Source organism: Gordonia sp. LMA167 (assembly GCF_058130025.1).
In genome coordinates this window covers 1,687,067-1,702,555 of sequence record NZ_CM176708.1, presented here as the reverse complement: position 1 = coordinate 1,702,555, position 15,489 = coordinate 1,687,067, and the positions used below count along the sequence as shown (strand labels likewise).

Genomic DNA, 15,489 nt, shown 5'->3' with positions numbered 1-15,489 from the left:
CGTCCACATCAGCGGGCCTCGGCGGAGAGGGCGCTGCGCGCGTCGCGCCCTTGGCGGGCCGCTATCCGCAAGATCCGGTTGGACAACTCACCGAGGCAGCTGAGGTTCGGGAACCCCGGCCCCTGAGCGAATCCGGCGAGATTGGGTAAGAACAGCTTTGGTGTCAATCCCGTCACCGCCAGGTCGTGGCCGATGGCGGACTCGAGCCGCTCGACCGTGGGCGGCCATCCGAGCGTCAACTCGACCAGGTCGGCGGCGTCGTCGGTGAACAGATCGAGAAACCACAGTGGCTGACCACCGGTCGCGTCGACGACGAGATCGAAGGTGAGTGACTGCGCAGGCCGACCCTCGTTGTACAGCGTCACCGCGATCGACTCACCCACGCGCCGGGCCGCGACCACCCGACCCTGGAGATGGTGAATCCTACTGTCTCCCAAGAGACTCTCTTGCACACGGACGGAGAACACGCCGCGATCGGTCCGACGGATCACGTCGCGCCGTTCGTCGGCGGAGATGTTCGCCCATCCGGTCGGGTCGCTGAACATCGCGTTCTCGAAATAGCCTTCGCCGCGGGTGTAGATCGTTGCCCCCGGCGAGATCACGGATACCGACATGACCTCGTGACGGGCGAGTTCGTCGAGCGCGGACCCGGCCGTCTCGCCGCCGCCGATCACCGCGGCACGCGAGGCGAGCGGGAGGTCTCGTCGCGACACCCGGTCCCAGAAGTCGGCCACCGACAGGACCCGGTCGTCCTCGAGCAGGGCTGTCGCGCTCGAACCGGGCCCGGTGATCATCAGGGCGTCCCCGACAACCTCACTGGCTTCCCCGTCGGCGGTGACGACATCCAACGCCCACTGGTCGTCATCGGCCGAGATCGCCCGCACGGTACCGATCACGAGGTCGAGATCGACCCGAGTCGCCACCCACTGCAGGTAGCGTGCCCACACATGGTGGTGCGGGTGCGGGCGACCCCGGTCGACCCACTCGGCGTAGGTCTGGTGTTCCACCAGGAACGACATCCAGCTGTATTCGAGCATGCGGCGGCTGATCTCGGCGTCGAGGTCTCCGCCGGCACCACGTCCGGCCACCGAGGAGCGATACGGGAACCCGATGTCCTTCTCCGGGCTGGTACCGAGTCGGTGACGGCCGTCGGTCCAGCCACCGACGGACTGCCAATTGGCTCCGACGGAATGCGCCTCCACCACCCGCACGTGCGGGGCGGGCAGACCGAGATCGCGCATCACCCTGGCTTTGGTCGCCACGGCAAGGGCTTTCGGACCGCCACCGACCACGAGGAGGGTCTCCGTCTGCCGGTGTGCCATCAACGCCTCCTCGTCAATGTGTCGTCGCTCATGGTTGCCTCGGTGATCTCGTCGTCGTCCATCGCGGCGACCTCGAGGTAGACGGCCGCCACCTGCTGGAGCCGTCCCGGCTGCCCGTCGGCCGCATCGATGCGGCGCGCGAGGTCGCGGACGGTGCGGGCGGCGAAGATGTCGATCACCCCGGTCTGCGGCGCGTCGAGCCAGTCCCGGATTCGCGCGACGACCGTGGTGGCGAGGACCGAATCCCCGCCGATCGCGAAGAAGTCGTCGGTCACGCCGAGCCGGTCCGGATCGGCGTGCAGAACCTCGCCCACGATGGCGAGCAGCGCGCGTTCCAGGTCGTCGTCGGGTCCGACACGCTCGTGGGGATCCACGTCGGCGAGAACGGCGTCGATCGCCGCCCGGTCGAGCTTGCCGTTCGGGGTGAGCGGCAGCGCGTCGAGGATCTCGCTGCGCGTCGGGATCATGTAGGCGGGCAGCCGCGTGCGCAGGTCACCCTCGATCGACTCCGCTGTCAGCGCAACGGCACCGTCGTCGATCACCACCGCGGCCATGAGGGAACGTGACCCACCCGTGTCGCCGACCACCGTTGCGACCGCCTGACGTACCCCCTCGACGGACCGCAGCGCCCCTTCGACCTCACCCAGCTCGACCCGGAAGCCACGCACCTTGACCTGATGATCGGCCCGCCCGAGGAACTCGATGGTGCCGTCCGGCCAGTACCGCGCGAGATCACCGGTGCGATACCAGCGTTGGCCGTCACGCTCGACGAACCGTTGCGCTGTCCGTTCGGGATCGTTGCGGTAGCCACGCGCGACGCCGGCGCCACCGACCCACAGCTCGCCGGTGACCCAGTCCGGGCACTCGCGATCCGACGAATCCACCACGCGGCATTCGACGTTGCGCAACGGGGTGCCGAACGGCACCGAGGTCCAGTGCTCCGGCGGGTCGGTCACCTCGCACACGGTGCCGTGGATGGCGATCTCGGTCGCACCGCCGAGCCCGGCGAATCGGGTCGTCGGGGTGAGGGCGTGCAGCCGGCGCGGCAGGTCGACGCCCACCCAGTCACCGCCGAGGAGTACCGCGCGCAGCGATGTTCCCAGTCCTTCTCCCCCGGAATCGGTCTCGGCAACCGTGAGCAGCATGTCCAGTGCGCTGGGGACGCACGTCAGCACAGATGCGCGGTGGGTTCGCACCAGATCGAGCCACGCCGACGGGTCCCGCGCCGAGTCGGCGTCGACGGCGATCACGGCGCCGCGCGCGCTGTAGATACCGAAGATGTCGTAGACGGAGATGTCGAACTCCAGGGCCGCCACGGTCAGCGAGCGGTCGTCGCGGCCCACGTCGAAGCGGACGTTGATGTCCTCGATCGTGTTCATCGCGGCCCGGTGCGGCACCTCCACGCCCTTGGGCGTCCCGGTCGACCCCGAGGTGAAGAGGATGTAGGCGACCGACTCGGGGTCTGCGAGTATCGGCTCGGTGAACGGAGTGTGATGCGCGCGGGCGCGGGTCAGATCGACACCGGCGACGTTGCGCGGAAGTCCGTCGAGCGCACTGTCCGTGCCGAGGAGTACGCGAATATCGCCGGTCTGCAGGATCGTCGCACGCCGCCGCTCGGGCTGGTCGTAGGAGATCGGTACCCAGACCGCACCGGTGGCGAACACTCCGAGGGTGGCGACGACCTGGTCCGGACCCTTGGGGATCTGAACGGCGACGGTATCGCCGGGCAGGACACCCGCCGAGCGCAGTGCACCGGCGACGGCGAGCGCGTCGGCGGCCAGCTCGCCATAGGACATCTCACCGTTCCGCCAGATCAGGGCCGTCCGGGCCGGCTCGGCGATGGCGGCGGTGAAGAACTCTTCATGCAGCACCCGCCCGGTGGTGGCTGCGGCGGTGTGGTTGACCCGACTACGCACCACCCGCTGGTCGGCCGGCAGCTGCGGCGCCGACGTCGCGAGCCATCCCGCATCACCGTCGGCCAGCAGGCGGATCGCCGAGATGTACTGCGTGAACATCGCATCCACCATGCCCGGCGGAAACGCCGACGCACGCACGTCCCAGTTGAGGAGCAGCCCGCCGCGAACCTCGGTCACCTGGGCGTCCAGCGTGACCTGCGGCCCCTGCGAGACGATCCACGATGGCTCACCCAGCCGGTCGAGCACCGCGTCGGAGAACAGTTCCCCGAGTCCGAGGGCGCTGGTGTACACGACCGGTGCCAGCACCTGTTCGCCCCGGACCCGGCCGAGGTCACGCAGGACCTCGAGCGCCCCGTAGCTGGCGTGGGAACCGTTGGCATGCATCGACTTCTGCAGCATCCGGGTCAGATCCAGGACGGACTGCGCGTGTCGGACATCGACATCGAGGAGGATAGACGAACTGAAGTCCCCGGAAACCCGGTCGATCTCCGGATGCAGCGGTTCGCGATGGAACAGTGGCACGTTCAGCAGGAACTGATCGTCGCTCGACCAGGCGCCGATGGTGGCGGCGAAGACCGCCGCCAACGCGATGGCCGGGGTGACACCCCGTTCGTGCGCGGCCGCGAGCAGCGTCTCCTTGGCTTCCGCATCGATCCAGTGATGATGGCGCACCACGCGATTCGTGCGGCCAGCGGCGTCGGACGGTGCGGGCAGGGCGGGCAGTGCGGGACCGGACGGGAGGTCATCGAGGCGATCAGCCCACCACTGGCGGTCACGATCGCGCGCCGGGTCGGGATTGTCGGCGCGATGCTGCAGATAGTCACGGTAGGTGTAGCCCGGGGTGGGCAGGGTCTCACCGTCGTGAAGTGCGACCAGGTCCGCCAGCAGCACGCGGTAGCTCATCGCATCGGCGGCCAGCATGTCGATGTCGAAGTGCAGCCGGTGACGGCCATCGGGCAGCAGTGTCAGGGTCAGGTCCACCACCTGCCCCGCAGCGACGTCGAGCATCTGATGACTCTTCACGTCGCGGATACGGTCGAGTTCGGCCTCGACGCCGGCAGCGGCCAGGTCGCGGAGATCGTTGACCGAGAACGGGTCGTGCGGGAGTTGCGAGACGACCTGCTGGGTGCCGTCGGGGAGGAATCGCGCACGCAGCATGGGGTGGCGGTCGACGAGTCGGTGCATCGCCGCCCGCAGCCGATCGGGATCGATTCCGGCGCCGTCGAATTCCACGTACAGGTGGGCGGCGACTCCTCCGAGATCGGCGGCGTCGGTGCGGCCGATCCAGTACGCGTGCTGCATCGGCGCGAGCGGGAACGGCTCGCCATCGGAATCACTCTGGGCGACCGGGGTTGTCGCCGTCGGCGCCTTGATGCCGACGCCCTCCGCGGCGATCGGTTCCGGTGCACTCTCGGCCAGCATGGCCGCCCAGTCGTCGACGGTCGGCTGCGCGGCCAGCTGTGCGAAGTTGAGGCGGTGGCCACGCTTACGCCAGCCACCGGCGATCTTCATCATCCGGATCGAGTCCAGGCCCAGCTCGATCAGATCGGTGTCACCCGCGATCTCGTCCGGCGGCAGGCCCAAGGTATCGGCGATCGCCGCCCGGACCTCCTGATGAGCGTTTCTCGATGCACTCATCGGCCGCCCTCCCGCCGCACGACGTAGGGCGCCACGCTGCGAAGTTTCTCGCAGGTCTCCTCGAATTCACGGTCCGGGTCGGACAGTCCGACGATGCCTGCGCCGGCCCGCAACCAGGACCGGTCGCCGGTGGAGAAGATCGTCCGCAGGGCGAGTGTCGCCTCCAGATCGCCCTGTGACGATGCGGTGACCACAGCGCCCGAATACAATTCGCGCCGGCCCGGCTCGAGTCGGTAGATGGCGTCCAGGGCAGGCGTTTTGGGAATCCCGGACGCGGTGATGGACGGAAAGAGCACCGAGAGCGCCCGCCACGGCCCCGCCTCCGGGGAGAGCTCACCGCGCACGGTCGACGCGAGGTGCTGCACGCTCCCTCGTTCCCGGACCACCATGTACTCGCTCACCGACGTCGTGCCGGGCAGCGAGATCGACGCGATCTCGTCGAAGCAGGCGCGCACCGAGATCGCATGCTCGGCGATCTCCTTGGCGTCGGCGAGCAACTCGTCGCGGGCGGCCGCATCGAGATCCGGGGTCCGGCCGAACGCCCGGGTGCCGGCCAGCGGTTCGGTCACCACCGACCCGTCGGCATCGGTGGCGACGACGAGCTCGGGACTGAAGCCCGCGGCGGCAAGCGAGCCGAGGCGGAACAGGTAGGAGCGTGCCGGTCGGTTCCGCTCGCGACCCCGGGCGTAGGTGGCGGGCAGATCCACGCCGAACGGGATGTCCACGCGCCGCGACAGGATCACCTTCTGGTAGTCACCGCGGCCGATCTCGGCCACGGCACGCGCCACCCGGCCGCGGTAGTCGTCGGGATCGTCTGCGACGTCCACGGGTGTCGGTTCGGGCACGTCGTCCAGGGCATCGGCGATCTCCCGCAACCGATCGGCCACCGCGGGTTCGATGTCGGCGGTGTCGATGCCGTACCTGTCGACGACCGCCTCGATCTCGGGGACGATGAGATGTGCGAGTACCTCGTCGTCGTGCACGTGGTGCGCGAGTTCGTCGTGTTGGGCTGCGCAGTAGTCGAATCCGACCCAGCCGTAGGCACGCCAGCTCGGCAGCGACAGCGACGCCAGGGCCTCGGTGATCGCCGACGACGGGTCTGCCGACCAGGCGATACTGGATCGTGCGTCGCCGTCGGTGATCTCCACCGCCCGCGCGGTCAGGACGATGCGGGCGCGCACCCCGGCGGCGAACACCCAGCGGCCCTCACGTTCATACACCAGGTATTCGCCGAACTCGCCGGATGCCGCCCAGGCGGCGCAGACCCGTGCTGCGGTTTCCGGCGTGATCTCCGAGCGCGGCGCGCCTGAAGCGGTCGAGTCGATGGTCAGCGACATGACCGAGACCTCCTTGCATGATCCGACGAGCAGGACAGTGACGGTGGAGCCAGCCGCTGCTCACGGAGCGCCGGAGCCTCGACTATTAGGACAGCCTAAACTACCTTGGGTGTCGCCGGTACGCGGGAGGTGTAGTTAGCCTCACCTAACCGTCGATGTGCTTGAATACGGGTCATGAGCCGACCGAAGTCCTCATGGAAGCCGCCGGTGAGTGACTGCACCACCGACCTGCTGACCGGGTTCACCCCGCATCCCGAGGCCGCCGCCGCACGGTACCGACGGGCCGGCCTGTTCACCGACCAGCCCCTGTGGCATCTGCTCGACCGGGCCGCCGCCGAGCGACCGGACGCACCCGCGGTGACCGACGCGTCGACACACCGCAGCGGCACGCTCACCTACGCCGAACTGCACGCCGCCGCGATGCGCCGGGCGGCGGGGTTCAGCGCGGCCGGCCTGCGCCCCGGTCAGCGGGTCATCGTGCAGCAGAACAACTCCGCCTCCTTCGTGGTCGCCCTGTTCGGCCTGCTCCGGGCGGGCCTCGTTCCGGTGATGACCCTGCCCGCACATCGCATCTCCGAGATCGCCCATCTCGCCGACGGATCCGGCGCCGTCGCCTACGTCACCGAGGACGGTCGACGCGGTCACGATTACCGTGACCTCGCAACCGAACTCGAGACCCGCGCCGACGGGGTGCGTACCGTCTTCGTCGACGGCGATCCCGGGCACTTCCTGCCGCTACCCGACGCCGATCCCGGCACGGTGGCCCTGCCGACGGCCGACGATGTCGACCCGGACGCCCCCGCCCTGTTCCTCATCTCCGGCGGGACCACGGGGTTGCCGAAGTTGATCGCGCGCACCCACAACGACTACGCCCTCAATGCCCGCCGGTCGGCCGAGGTCGCCGAACTCACCTCCGACGACACGTATCTCGTCGCTCTGCCGGGGGCCCACAACTTCCCCCTCTGCTGCCCGGGCATCCTCGGCGCGGTGAGCGTCGGCGCCCACGTCGTGCTCACCGACGATCCCAGTCCGGACAACGCCTTCGACCTCATCGAACAGCACCGGGTCTCCGTCACGGCACTCGTGCCCGCACTCGCGCAGGTGTGGTGCGCCGCCACCGAGTGGGAGCCCGCCGACATCAGCTCGCTCCGGCTGCTGCAGGTCGGCGGGGCCAAGCTGGCCGAGCCCGACGCGATCGCCCTCGACGCGGCGCTCGGCGATGTGGTCCAGCAGGTTTTCGGGATGGCCGAGGGACTCATCTGCTACACCCGACCCGACGATCCGCGCGAACTGGTCCACGCCGTGCAGGGTGCCCCCATGTCGGAGTTCGACGAGGTGCGGATCGTGGACGAGCACGGGGTCGATGTGGCCGACGGCGTCGAGGGTGAACTGGTGGTTCGCGGCCCGTACACGATCCGCGGCTACTACCGGGCCCCCGACCACAACGCACGCTCGTTCACCCCGGACGGTTATTACCGCTCCGGTGACCGCGTACGTCGGCTGCCGTCCGGACACCTCGCGGTCACCGGACGGATCAAGGACACCATCGTCCGGGCGGGGGAAAACGTGGCCGCCGACGATGTCGAGGAGAACCTGCTCGCGCACAACGCGATCCGACAGGCTGCAGTGATCGGGGTGCCCGATGAGTCACTCGGAGAAAGGATCTGCGCCACCGTCGTCCTTGCGCACGATCATCCGACCGACCAGCCCGTGGAACTCCCGGACATCCGGGCCTTCCTGACCAGCCGCGGCCTGGCATCGTTCAAAATCCCCGACATGCTCGTCGTCGTGCGGAGCCTGCCGGTGACAGCCGTCGGCAAGATCGACAAGGCCGCGCTACGGAATTCGCTGAACATCACCTGACCCGGCGATCCGTCGGCTCCCGACGACCTGACGGCCCTTGGTGATTCAGGATGCGGGACCGTTCTCCCGCCAGTAGGCCTGCGACTTCACCCGGGACTTGCCGAGCTTGTAATCGTTCTTGAACACACCCGCGACCGCGCGGGTGCCCTTCATGTCCAAAGCGACCCAACCGAAATGGCCGGTCGCGTCGAATGCGGACCCGCGGACCGCGTCGGCCAGCGCGGAGCCGTCGCGCCGGATCCAATTGATGGTGTCGTGATCGCGCAGTCGCAGCGGCAACGCCTTGTCCGCCTCGTGGACATACTCGAACCAGATGGTCGCCGGCGCAGCCGGATCGGCGGACGCGGAGATCGCGTCGAGCAGTGAGTTGATGCCGGGCAGCGAGGCCGTGTCGCCTGCGATCAGCCACCCCGCCGGGGTCGGATCGGGGATGGCGAACTTGGAGCCCATGAACGTCGACGCGATCGTGTCGCCGGGCCGGGCCGCCAGCGCCCACCGCGCTGCCGCGCCGTCGTGGATCGCGAACTCGAGGAAGAAGGAGTCGGTGGCGGGATCGGGGTCGACGAGGGTGTAGGCACGCTGATGTAACTTGCCGTTGCGGTTCTCGAACCAGATGCGGACCCACATCGTGGGGTGAACCGGACGGTCGGCGAGCAGGCCACCGCCGGTCATCCCCAGCCTGATGTAGTCGTCGGTGACCTTCTCGGTGCTGGTGACGGTGAGCTCGTACTCGTCGGCGCCGAGCAGTTTGAGGACAGCGCCCTGCCACCCCTTCGACTTGGCTTTCGTCGAATCCGCTGGATCGAGCTCGTCGGAATTCGTCATGCGCACGGCCTTCCCCTCCACAGCAACAGCATTTGTCAGGATAGCCTACGCTAACCTGACAGCCGTACTGCCGGAAGGCCCGATCAAGCGGGCGCGAGCGGCACGATCCCGGGGTGAGCGTCGAGATACTGCTTGGTGAACGAACACACCGGCCGCAGACGTGCACCCTGATCGCGGACATACGCGATCGCGCCGACCATCAGGCGCGTACCGAGACCATGCCCGGTGTACTCGTCGTAGAGCACCGTGTGCAGGATCGTGATCGTGGGTTTGCCGTCGACGAGATCCCTGCTGTAGCCGAGCACACCGACGAGGTCGCCGGCCACCCACAGCTCGAATCGATCCCGATCCGGATTGTGGACGACCTGGGCGATCTGCTGCAGAATCGCCTGCGCGGACTGCGGTGGGCGATGTCGATGTTTTCGCTGCACGATTCCCCTCCTGCACGCGTCACTGATCGCCGCTGCCGGGACTCCCCTTCTCGACGACGGCGGGGATCACACCCTGTGATCCGGGTCACACACTACCCTACGATCGCGTAGGTTCCCGGCCCAGTCGCCGCACATCGCGCCGACATGGGCGTTGAGCAGGAACTTTGGCCCACCTCCACCAGCGGGCGGTCATGACACGTAGGGTGGGCGGTGTCCGGCCCGCTTGGGTCGGGCGACAATTACACACGCGGGGGCTCCCACGATCACCGGGGGCTGAGATGGCGACAGGCGGTCGCCGACCGCCTGAACCTGTCCGGATAATGCCGGCGTAGGGAGCCGCACCATGGGAACTTCTGTATCCACCGCCTCGACCGTGACCACCGGTCCGATCGAGGGCAGCAGCAAGCACCACCTCGAGATCGATCACCTTCGCATTCCCCAGCGGCGCATCCACCTCACCAACGGCGAGCACCTCGACGTCTACGACACGTCCGGCCCGTACACCGACGCGGCCGCCACGATCGACGTCGAACGCGGCCTGCCGCGGACACGGGATGCGTGGCACCGACCGGAACCGATCGACGGCGCGTCGACGCAGCTCGCGTGGGCACGCGAGGGCGTCGTCACCGACGAGATGCGGTTCATCGCCGCACGCGAGGGCGTCGACGTCGAACTCGTGCGCAGCGAGGTCGCCGCGGGGCGGGCCGTCATCCCGGCGAATCACCGCCACCCCGAATCCGAACCGATGATCATCGGCAAGCGGTTCGCCGTGAAGGTGAACGCGAACATCGGCAACTCGGCGGTCACCAGTTCGATCGCCGAAGAGGTCGAGAAGATGGTGTGGGCGACCCGCTGGGGCGCGGACACCATCATGGATCTGTCCACCGGCAAGGACATCCACATGACCCGCGAGTGGATCATGCGCAACTCGCCGGTGCCGGTCGGCACCGTCCCGATCTATCAGGCCCTCGAGAAGGTCAAGGGCGACCCCACCGCACTGACGTGGGAGATCTACCGCGACACCGTGATCGAGCAGGCCGAGCAGGGCGTCGACTACATGACCGTGCACGCGGGAGTCCTCCTGCGCTACGTGCCGCTGGCGGCCCGCCGGGTGACCGGCATCGTGTCGCGGGGCGGATCGATCATGGCCGCGTGGTGTCTCGCTCATCACGAGGAATCGTTCCTGTACACGCACTTCGACGAACTGTGTGAGATCTTCCGTCGCTACGACATCACGTTCTCTCTCGGCGACGGACTGCGGCCGGGGTCGATCGCGGACGCCAACGACGAAGCACAGTTCGCCGAACTCCGTACCCTCGGCGAGTTGACAAAGATCGCCAAATCCCATGGCGTACAGGTGATGATCGAGGGGCCCGGCCATGTGCCGATGCACAAGATCGCCGAGAACGTGCGCCTCGAGGAGGAACTCTGCGAGGAGGCACCCTTCTACACGCTCGGACCGCTGGCCACCGACATCGCACCCGCCTATGACCACATCACGTCGGCGATCGGTGCCGCGATGATCGCGCAGGCAGGCACCGCGATGCTGTGCTACGTGACGCCCAAGGAGCACCTGGGGCTGCCCAACCGCGACGACGTCAAGGTGGGCGTGATCACCTACAAGATCGCCGCCCACTCTGCGGATCTCGCCAAGGGGCATCCCGGCGCGCAAGACCGCGACAACGCATTGTCCAAGGCGCGCTTCGAGTTCCGCTGGACCGATCAGTTCAACCTGGCGCTCGACCCGGACACCGCTCGCGAATATCACGACGAGACGATGCCGGCCGAACCCGCCAAGACCGCACATTTCTGCTCGATGTGCGGACCCAAGTTCTGTTCGATGCGCATCTCCCAGGATGTCCGCGCGTATGCCGAGGAGAACGGCCTGGTGACCGCCGAGGACATCGACCGCAAGATCGCCGAGGAGATGGCGGCGAAGTCGGCCGAGTTCGCCGAGCACGGCAATCGCGTCTACCTCCCGATCGACGCCACCATTTCGTGATGGGGCCGAGCCGTGCAGGCTGATCTCCGATTGCCCACCGCCGCACCGGGTACCACTCCGACCCGCGTTCTGACGATCGCGGGATCGGATTCCGGTGGCGGCGCCGGCATCCAGGCCGACATGCGGACGTTCGCCCTGTTGGGATTGCACGCATGCGTGGCGGTCACCGCCGTCACTGTGCAGAACTCGTTGGGCGTCCAGGGCTTTGCCGAGATCCCGCCCGAGACGGTGGCCGCGCAGATCCACAGCGTGGTCACCGACATCGGCGTCGGCGCAGCCAAGACCGGGATGCTGGCGTCCGCGCCGATCATCGACGCGGTGGCCGCGGCCTGCACCGAGTTGGGTATCGGGCGTGGCGGATCGGTCCCGCTCGTCGTCGACCCTGTGTGCGCGTCGATGCACGGTGACCAGCTGCTGGCGGACGAGGCGCTGGACACCCTGCGCACCACGCTGATCCCCCTGGCCACCGTGATCACGCCGAACCTGGACGAGGTGCGGCTGATCACCGGGATCGAGGTGGTGGATGCCGACACGCAACGCGATGCGGCGCGCGCGTTGCATGCCCTGGGTGCTCGATGGGCCCTGGTCAAGGGCGGACACCTGCGCGGCTCCGATCACAGTCCCGACCTGTTGTTCGACGGCACCGATTTCCGCGAGTTCGACCACCCGAGAATCGACACACCGCACGATCACGGGGCCGGCGACACCCTCGCTGCGGCCACGATCTGCGCTCTGGCCCACGGCTATGCGGTTCCCGATGCCATCGGCTTCGCGAAGAAATGGGTGACCCGCGGATTGCAGGCGGCCTATCCGCTGGGAGCCGGGCATGGCCCGGTCAACCCGCTGTGGCGGGTGGGCTCGGAGCAGGACTGACCCGCCTCTCGACCCCGCTCGGCCCCGCTCGCGCCCCGCCCGGCCCCGCCCGCAACCGAAAACCACCCCACAGCGGACGACGCTCGGCCAATCGCCGACATCGACCCGCTCCCGGGCGGATTCCAGCAGGACGGGCCCGCTCCCGGGCGGTTTCCAGCGGGACGGGCAGTGGCCGACGCAGAGGCCAGCCCGGCCGGCCCGCCCGCCCGCGCGCGACCGAAAACCACCCAACAGCGGACGCCTGTCGGCCAATCGCCGACATCGACCCGCTCCCGGGCGGTTTCCAGCGGGACGGGCAGTGGCCGACTCAGAGGCCAGCGCGGCCCGCCCGCCCGCGCGCGACCGAAAACCACCCAACAGCGGACGCCTGTCGGCCAATCGCCGACATCGACCCGCTCCCGGGCGGTTTCCAGCGGGACGGGCCCGCTCCCGGGCGGTTTCCAGCGGGACGGGCCCGCTCCAGGGCGGTTTCCAGCGGGACGGGCCCGCTCCAGGGCGGATTTCGGTGAGCTAATGGTTCTCGCGCGGATTCAGGTTCGGCCGGACTTCACACAGCCCGAAGCCTCGGGTTCGTCCGCCGGCCACGCCCTCGATGTCGCTCGTCACGGACGATTCGCTGCAGCCGGGCGTACGTTTGCGGCCAGGTGTGGAAGACCTGCGCGTAGGTGAAGTGCAGGGGCACATAGCTTCGGGCGACCAACTCGGCGTCCCGGACCCGGTCGGACTCGTAGTTCACCTCGCCCGTGTGATATGCCCTGCTATCGAGTTCGAGCGCGATCCGGTCGCCGATCAGCAGATCTACGAATCCGACACCCGGCACCTCGTGTTGCACCTCGACACGCATGCCCGCGGCGCGTGACCGAAGCCGTACGGCGGTTTCGGTCCCTGAGCCCGAGCGCCGATCACATTTGGCAACGGCCCGCCGAATGCGGTTCGGTGCGTGCGCGAACGCAGTGCGGAGCTCATCGGGCGTAAGCTTCCCGTTCTGCAGAGCCGAATCGCACACGATGACGAATCCCTCCTCGTCCAGACATCGGGCGCTGTACTGGAGGGCCGTCGCCACATCGTCGATGACCCCGACGACCGGTGTGGGACGACCGTACCGACGACACCGATCGTTGGACCGCCGACGCTCATGACGGGTGACCCGTTTGTGCGGACCGCCCACCCCTTCCGGAACCCACAGTCCATGCCTGGCAAGTGCATCCACACACGAGACGACACACTGGTCACGCACCGCGGCAACAACCGGCGGGTCGGCATCCTTGGCCGCGTACCAGCCGTGACGCAGATGTTCGAGTACGCCGTCATCTACGGCGGCTCGGATCGTCGCGGCGGTCTCGCCCGATGCGATCAACTGCCTGGTCGACATCACCCCACCGAAGCGCTCGACGAGTTCCCCGAAAGTCATGGGCACAGTCTCGACGCGAATCGCACACGGTCCGAAGAGCACGCCTGGCGGACCGGAATTCTGGGGAGAAATCGCGGACTGTGGACAGACGCGGCACCCACCCGGCCGTCTCATCACCTGAGAACCACCCAGCAGCCGCAGACTGTCGGCATATCGCCGGCACTCGCCCGCTGACGGGTGGTTTTCGGGAGGAGGTAAGAGCGGAGCCGCTACTTCTGCCAGCCGATGTCCTCGATCGGGCCGATGTAGAACTGGCCCGCACCGTAATTGGCCAGTTTCTCCTTGACCGCGAGCATCGACGGACCGTTGAACAGCGGCAGATCCGAGAACTGTCCGAACGCCTCCCGCTCCACCTTGTTGCCGGCCTTGATCTGCTCGGTCGGGTCCGGGATCTGCGCGACGTCGTGGATCTTGGCGTCGAGCTCCGGCGAGCCCGCACCCGCCTTGTTCAGCTGCGAACCCTCGCACCAGATCTGGCACAGGTAGGCCATACCGTACGGATCAGACGAGGTGAAGCCCATCAGAAAGACGTCGAACTCCTTGTTCACAACGACTTTCGAGAACTCCGCGCTGCTACGCGACTGGACCGCGAGGTCGACGCCGATCGATTTCATCATGGCCTGCAACGACCGCGCGAGATTCTGTATGGTCGGCGAATCTCCGGTGACGGGCATCGACAGGGTGAGGCGCTTGCCGTCCTTCATCCGGATGCCGTCGGATCCCGGCTTCCAGCCCTCGGCGTCCAGCAGCGACGTGGCCTTGTCCGGGTCGAAGCCGACAACGCCTTCCAGGTTGTCCTCATACCCGGGTTCGAACGGGAACAGTGACAGCGAACCGGGTAGCTCCTCGCTGTAGTCGAGTCCGTTGAACCGCACCTTGGCCAGGGTCTCGCGGTCGACACCGGCCAGGACCGCCTCGCGCATAGCGGACGAACCCAGCAGCGGCGCATCGAGATTGACCACCATCAGCGACACCCCGGTCGAGGCCGACGAGCGGATGTCGACACCCTGCATGGTCTTGACCTGGGCCAGGTTCTCCTTCGTGGACACCCCGATGGCGTCGAGTTCGCCGTTGCGGAAGGCATTGATGGACGCCTGGTCTTCGAGCTGTCGGAAGATGCGCTGATCGAGCTTGCCGGGGTTGCCCCACCACTTCGGATTGCGCTCGAAGATCACCACGCCCTTCTGCGAATCGTAGGACTTCACCGTGTACGGGCCGGCCCCCCATTCCGGGTGCGGCTGCTGGATGTAGGCCTTGTTGAACTGGTCCGCAGTGGCCACCTTGGGGTGCAGCAGATAGTTGAAAAGCCCGTTGGGCCAAGCCCACACACCCTTGAACCGGACGATGGCCTGCCGGTCGTCGGCGCCTCGGGTCACCGATTCGATCTGGTCGTAGCCGTCCGACGAACTCACCACGTAGGACGGATCGGCGCCGCGCGAGGCGACCCAGGTGTTGACGAAGGCGCGATAGTCGATGGGGGTGCCATCGTTGTAGAACGCCTTCGGATTAATGGTGTAGGTGACGACCGTCTTTCCGTTCTCCAGCTTCGTCTGCACGTCGGTGAGGTAGTCACGGTTGAACGAGTACGTGCCGTCGGGCGCGAAATACGCGAGAGTCGGGTTGTACCAACGCCACAGCCCGAGTGTGTAAGCCGTCCCGTCGGCGTGGAAGGTGTTCCACTGCGGCGATACCTCCGGCAGCGATGTGGTCAGCGTACCACCGTCGCGGATGTTCTCTCGCGGTTGCTCGTTGAGCTCCGCACCGGAGGTTTTCGGGGCGGTGTCCGAGCCGCTGTCGCTCGAACCGCAGCCCGCGATCAGCGCGACCATCGCCGCGATCACCACTGCGACGACCGCCGGGGCCATACCGTG

10 protein-coding genes and 1 riboswitch are annotated in these 15,489 nt (G+C 67.7%); of the genes, 3 read left to right on the top strand and 7 right to left on the bottom strand.

Annotated features, from left to right (window positions below; genetic code table 11):
- Positions 1 to 8: 8 nt before the first annotated feature.
- The 3 genes from ACVT6V_RS07610 to ACVT6V_RS07600 are packed head-to-tail and all read right to left on the bottom strand — an operon-like array spanning position 9 to position 6,213.
- A complete protein-coding gene (locus ACVT6V_RS07610) occupies positions 9 to 1,322 on the bottom strand; it encodes a SidA/IucD/PvdA family monooxygenase (RefSeq protein WP_489899197.1) in 1,314 nt (437 codons plus the stop codon).
- Positions 1,322 to 4,876: a non-ribosomal peptide synthetase gene (locus ACVT6V_RS07605; RefSeq protein WP_489899196.1), complete on the bottom strand. Its 3,555-nt coding sequence runs from the start codon at positions 4,874 to 4,876 to the stop codon at positions 1,322 to 1,324. Before ACVT6V_RS07605 ends, ACVT6V_RS07610 begins: the two co-directional genes overlap by 1 nt.
- Positions 4,873 to 6,213, bottom strand: a complete 1,341-nt coding sequence (locus ACVT6V_RS07600; protein WP_489899195.1) for a salicylate synthase — start codon at positions 6,211 to 6,213, stop codon at positions 4,873 to 4,875. Before ACVT6V_RS07600 ends, ACVT6V_RS07605 begins: the two co-directional genes overlap by 4 nt.
- Before the next feature lie 174 nt (positions 6,214 to 6,387).
- Between ACVT6V_RS07600 and ACVT6V_RS07595 the strand changes: the two genes are divergently transcribed.
- Positions 6,388 to 8,076, top strand: coding sequence for a (2,3-dihydroxybenzoyl)adenylate synthase (locus ACVT6V_RS07595; RefSeq protein WP_489899194.1), 1,689 nt, complete (start codon positions 6,388 to 6,390; stop codon positions 8,074 to 8,076).
- Positions 8,077 to 8,121: 45 nt separating this feature from the next.
- Here ACVT6V_RS07595 and ACVT6V_RS07590 read toward each other — a convergent pair whose 3' ends face one another.
- Both ACVT6V_RS07590 and ACVT6V_RS07585 read right to left on the bottom strand, forming a co-directional pair.
- Positions 8,122 to 8,901, bottom strand: a complete 780-nt coding sequence (locus ACVT6V_RS07590) for a siderophore-interacting protein (RefSeq protein ID WP_489899193.1) — start codon at positions 8,899 to 8,901, stop codon at positions 8,122 to 8,124.
- Between the two features lie 83 nt (positions 8,902 to 8,984).
- Complete coding sequence (locus ACVT6V_RS07585) at positions 8,985 to 9,332, bottom strand: GNAT family N-acetyltransferase (RefSeq protein ID WP_489899192.1); 348 nt, start codon at positions 9,330 to 9,332, stop codon at positions 8,985 to 8,987.
- 237 nt (positions 9,333 to 9,569) lie between these two features.
- Positions 9,570 to 9,684, top strand: a riboswitch (TPP riboswitch).
- Between ACVT6V_RS07585 and thiC the strand changes: the two genes are divergently transcribed.
- Positions 9,676 to 11,334, top strand: a complete 1,659-nt coding sequence (thiC, locus tag ACVT6V_RS07580) for a phosphomethylpyrimidine synthase ThiC (protein ID WP_489899191.1) — start codon at positions 9,676 to 9,678, stop codon at positions 11,332 to 11,334. Its footprint overlaps the riboswitch before it by 9 nt.
- 12 nt (positions 11,335 to 11,346) lie before the next feature.
- A complete protein-coding gene (gene thiD, locus ACVT6V_RS07575) occupies positions 11,347 to 12,207 on the top strand; it encodes a bifunctional hydroxymethylpyrimidine kinase/phosphomethylpyrimidine kinase (protein WP_489899190.1) in 861 nt (286 codons plus the stop codon).
- A gap of 547 nt (positions 12,208 to 12,754) precedes the next feature.
- Here the strand turns inward: thiD and ACVT6V_RS07570 are convergent.
- Positions 12,755 to 13,618, bottom strand: a complete 864-nt coding sequence (locus tag ACVT6V_RS07570) for a hypothetical protein (protein WP_489899189.1) — start codon at positions 13,616 to 13,618, stop codon at positions 12,755 to 12,757.
- 209 nt (positions 13,619 to 13,827) lie between these two features.
- Positions 13,828 to 15,483: an ABC transporter family substrate-binding protein gene (locus ACVT6V_RS07565; protein WP_489900738.1), complete on the bottom strand. Its 1,656-nt coding sequence runs from the start codon at positions 15,481 to 15,483 to the stop codon at positions 13,828 to 13,830.
- Between the last annotated feature and the right edge of the window lie 6 nt (positions 15,484 to 15,489).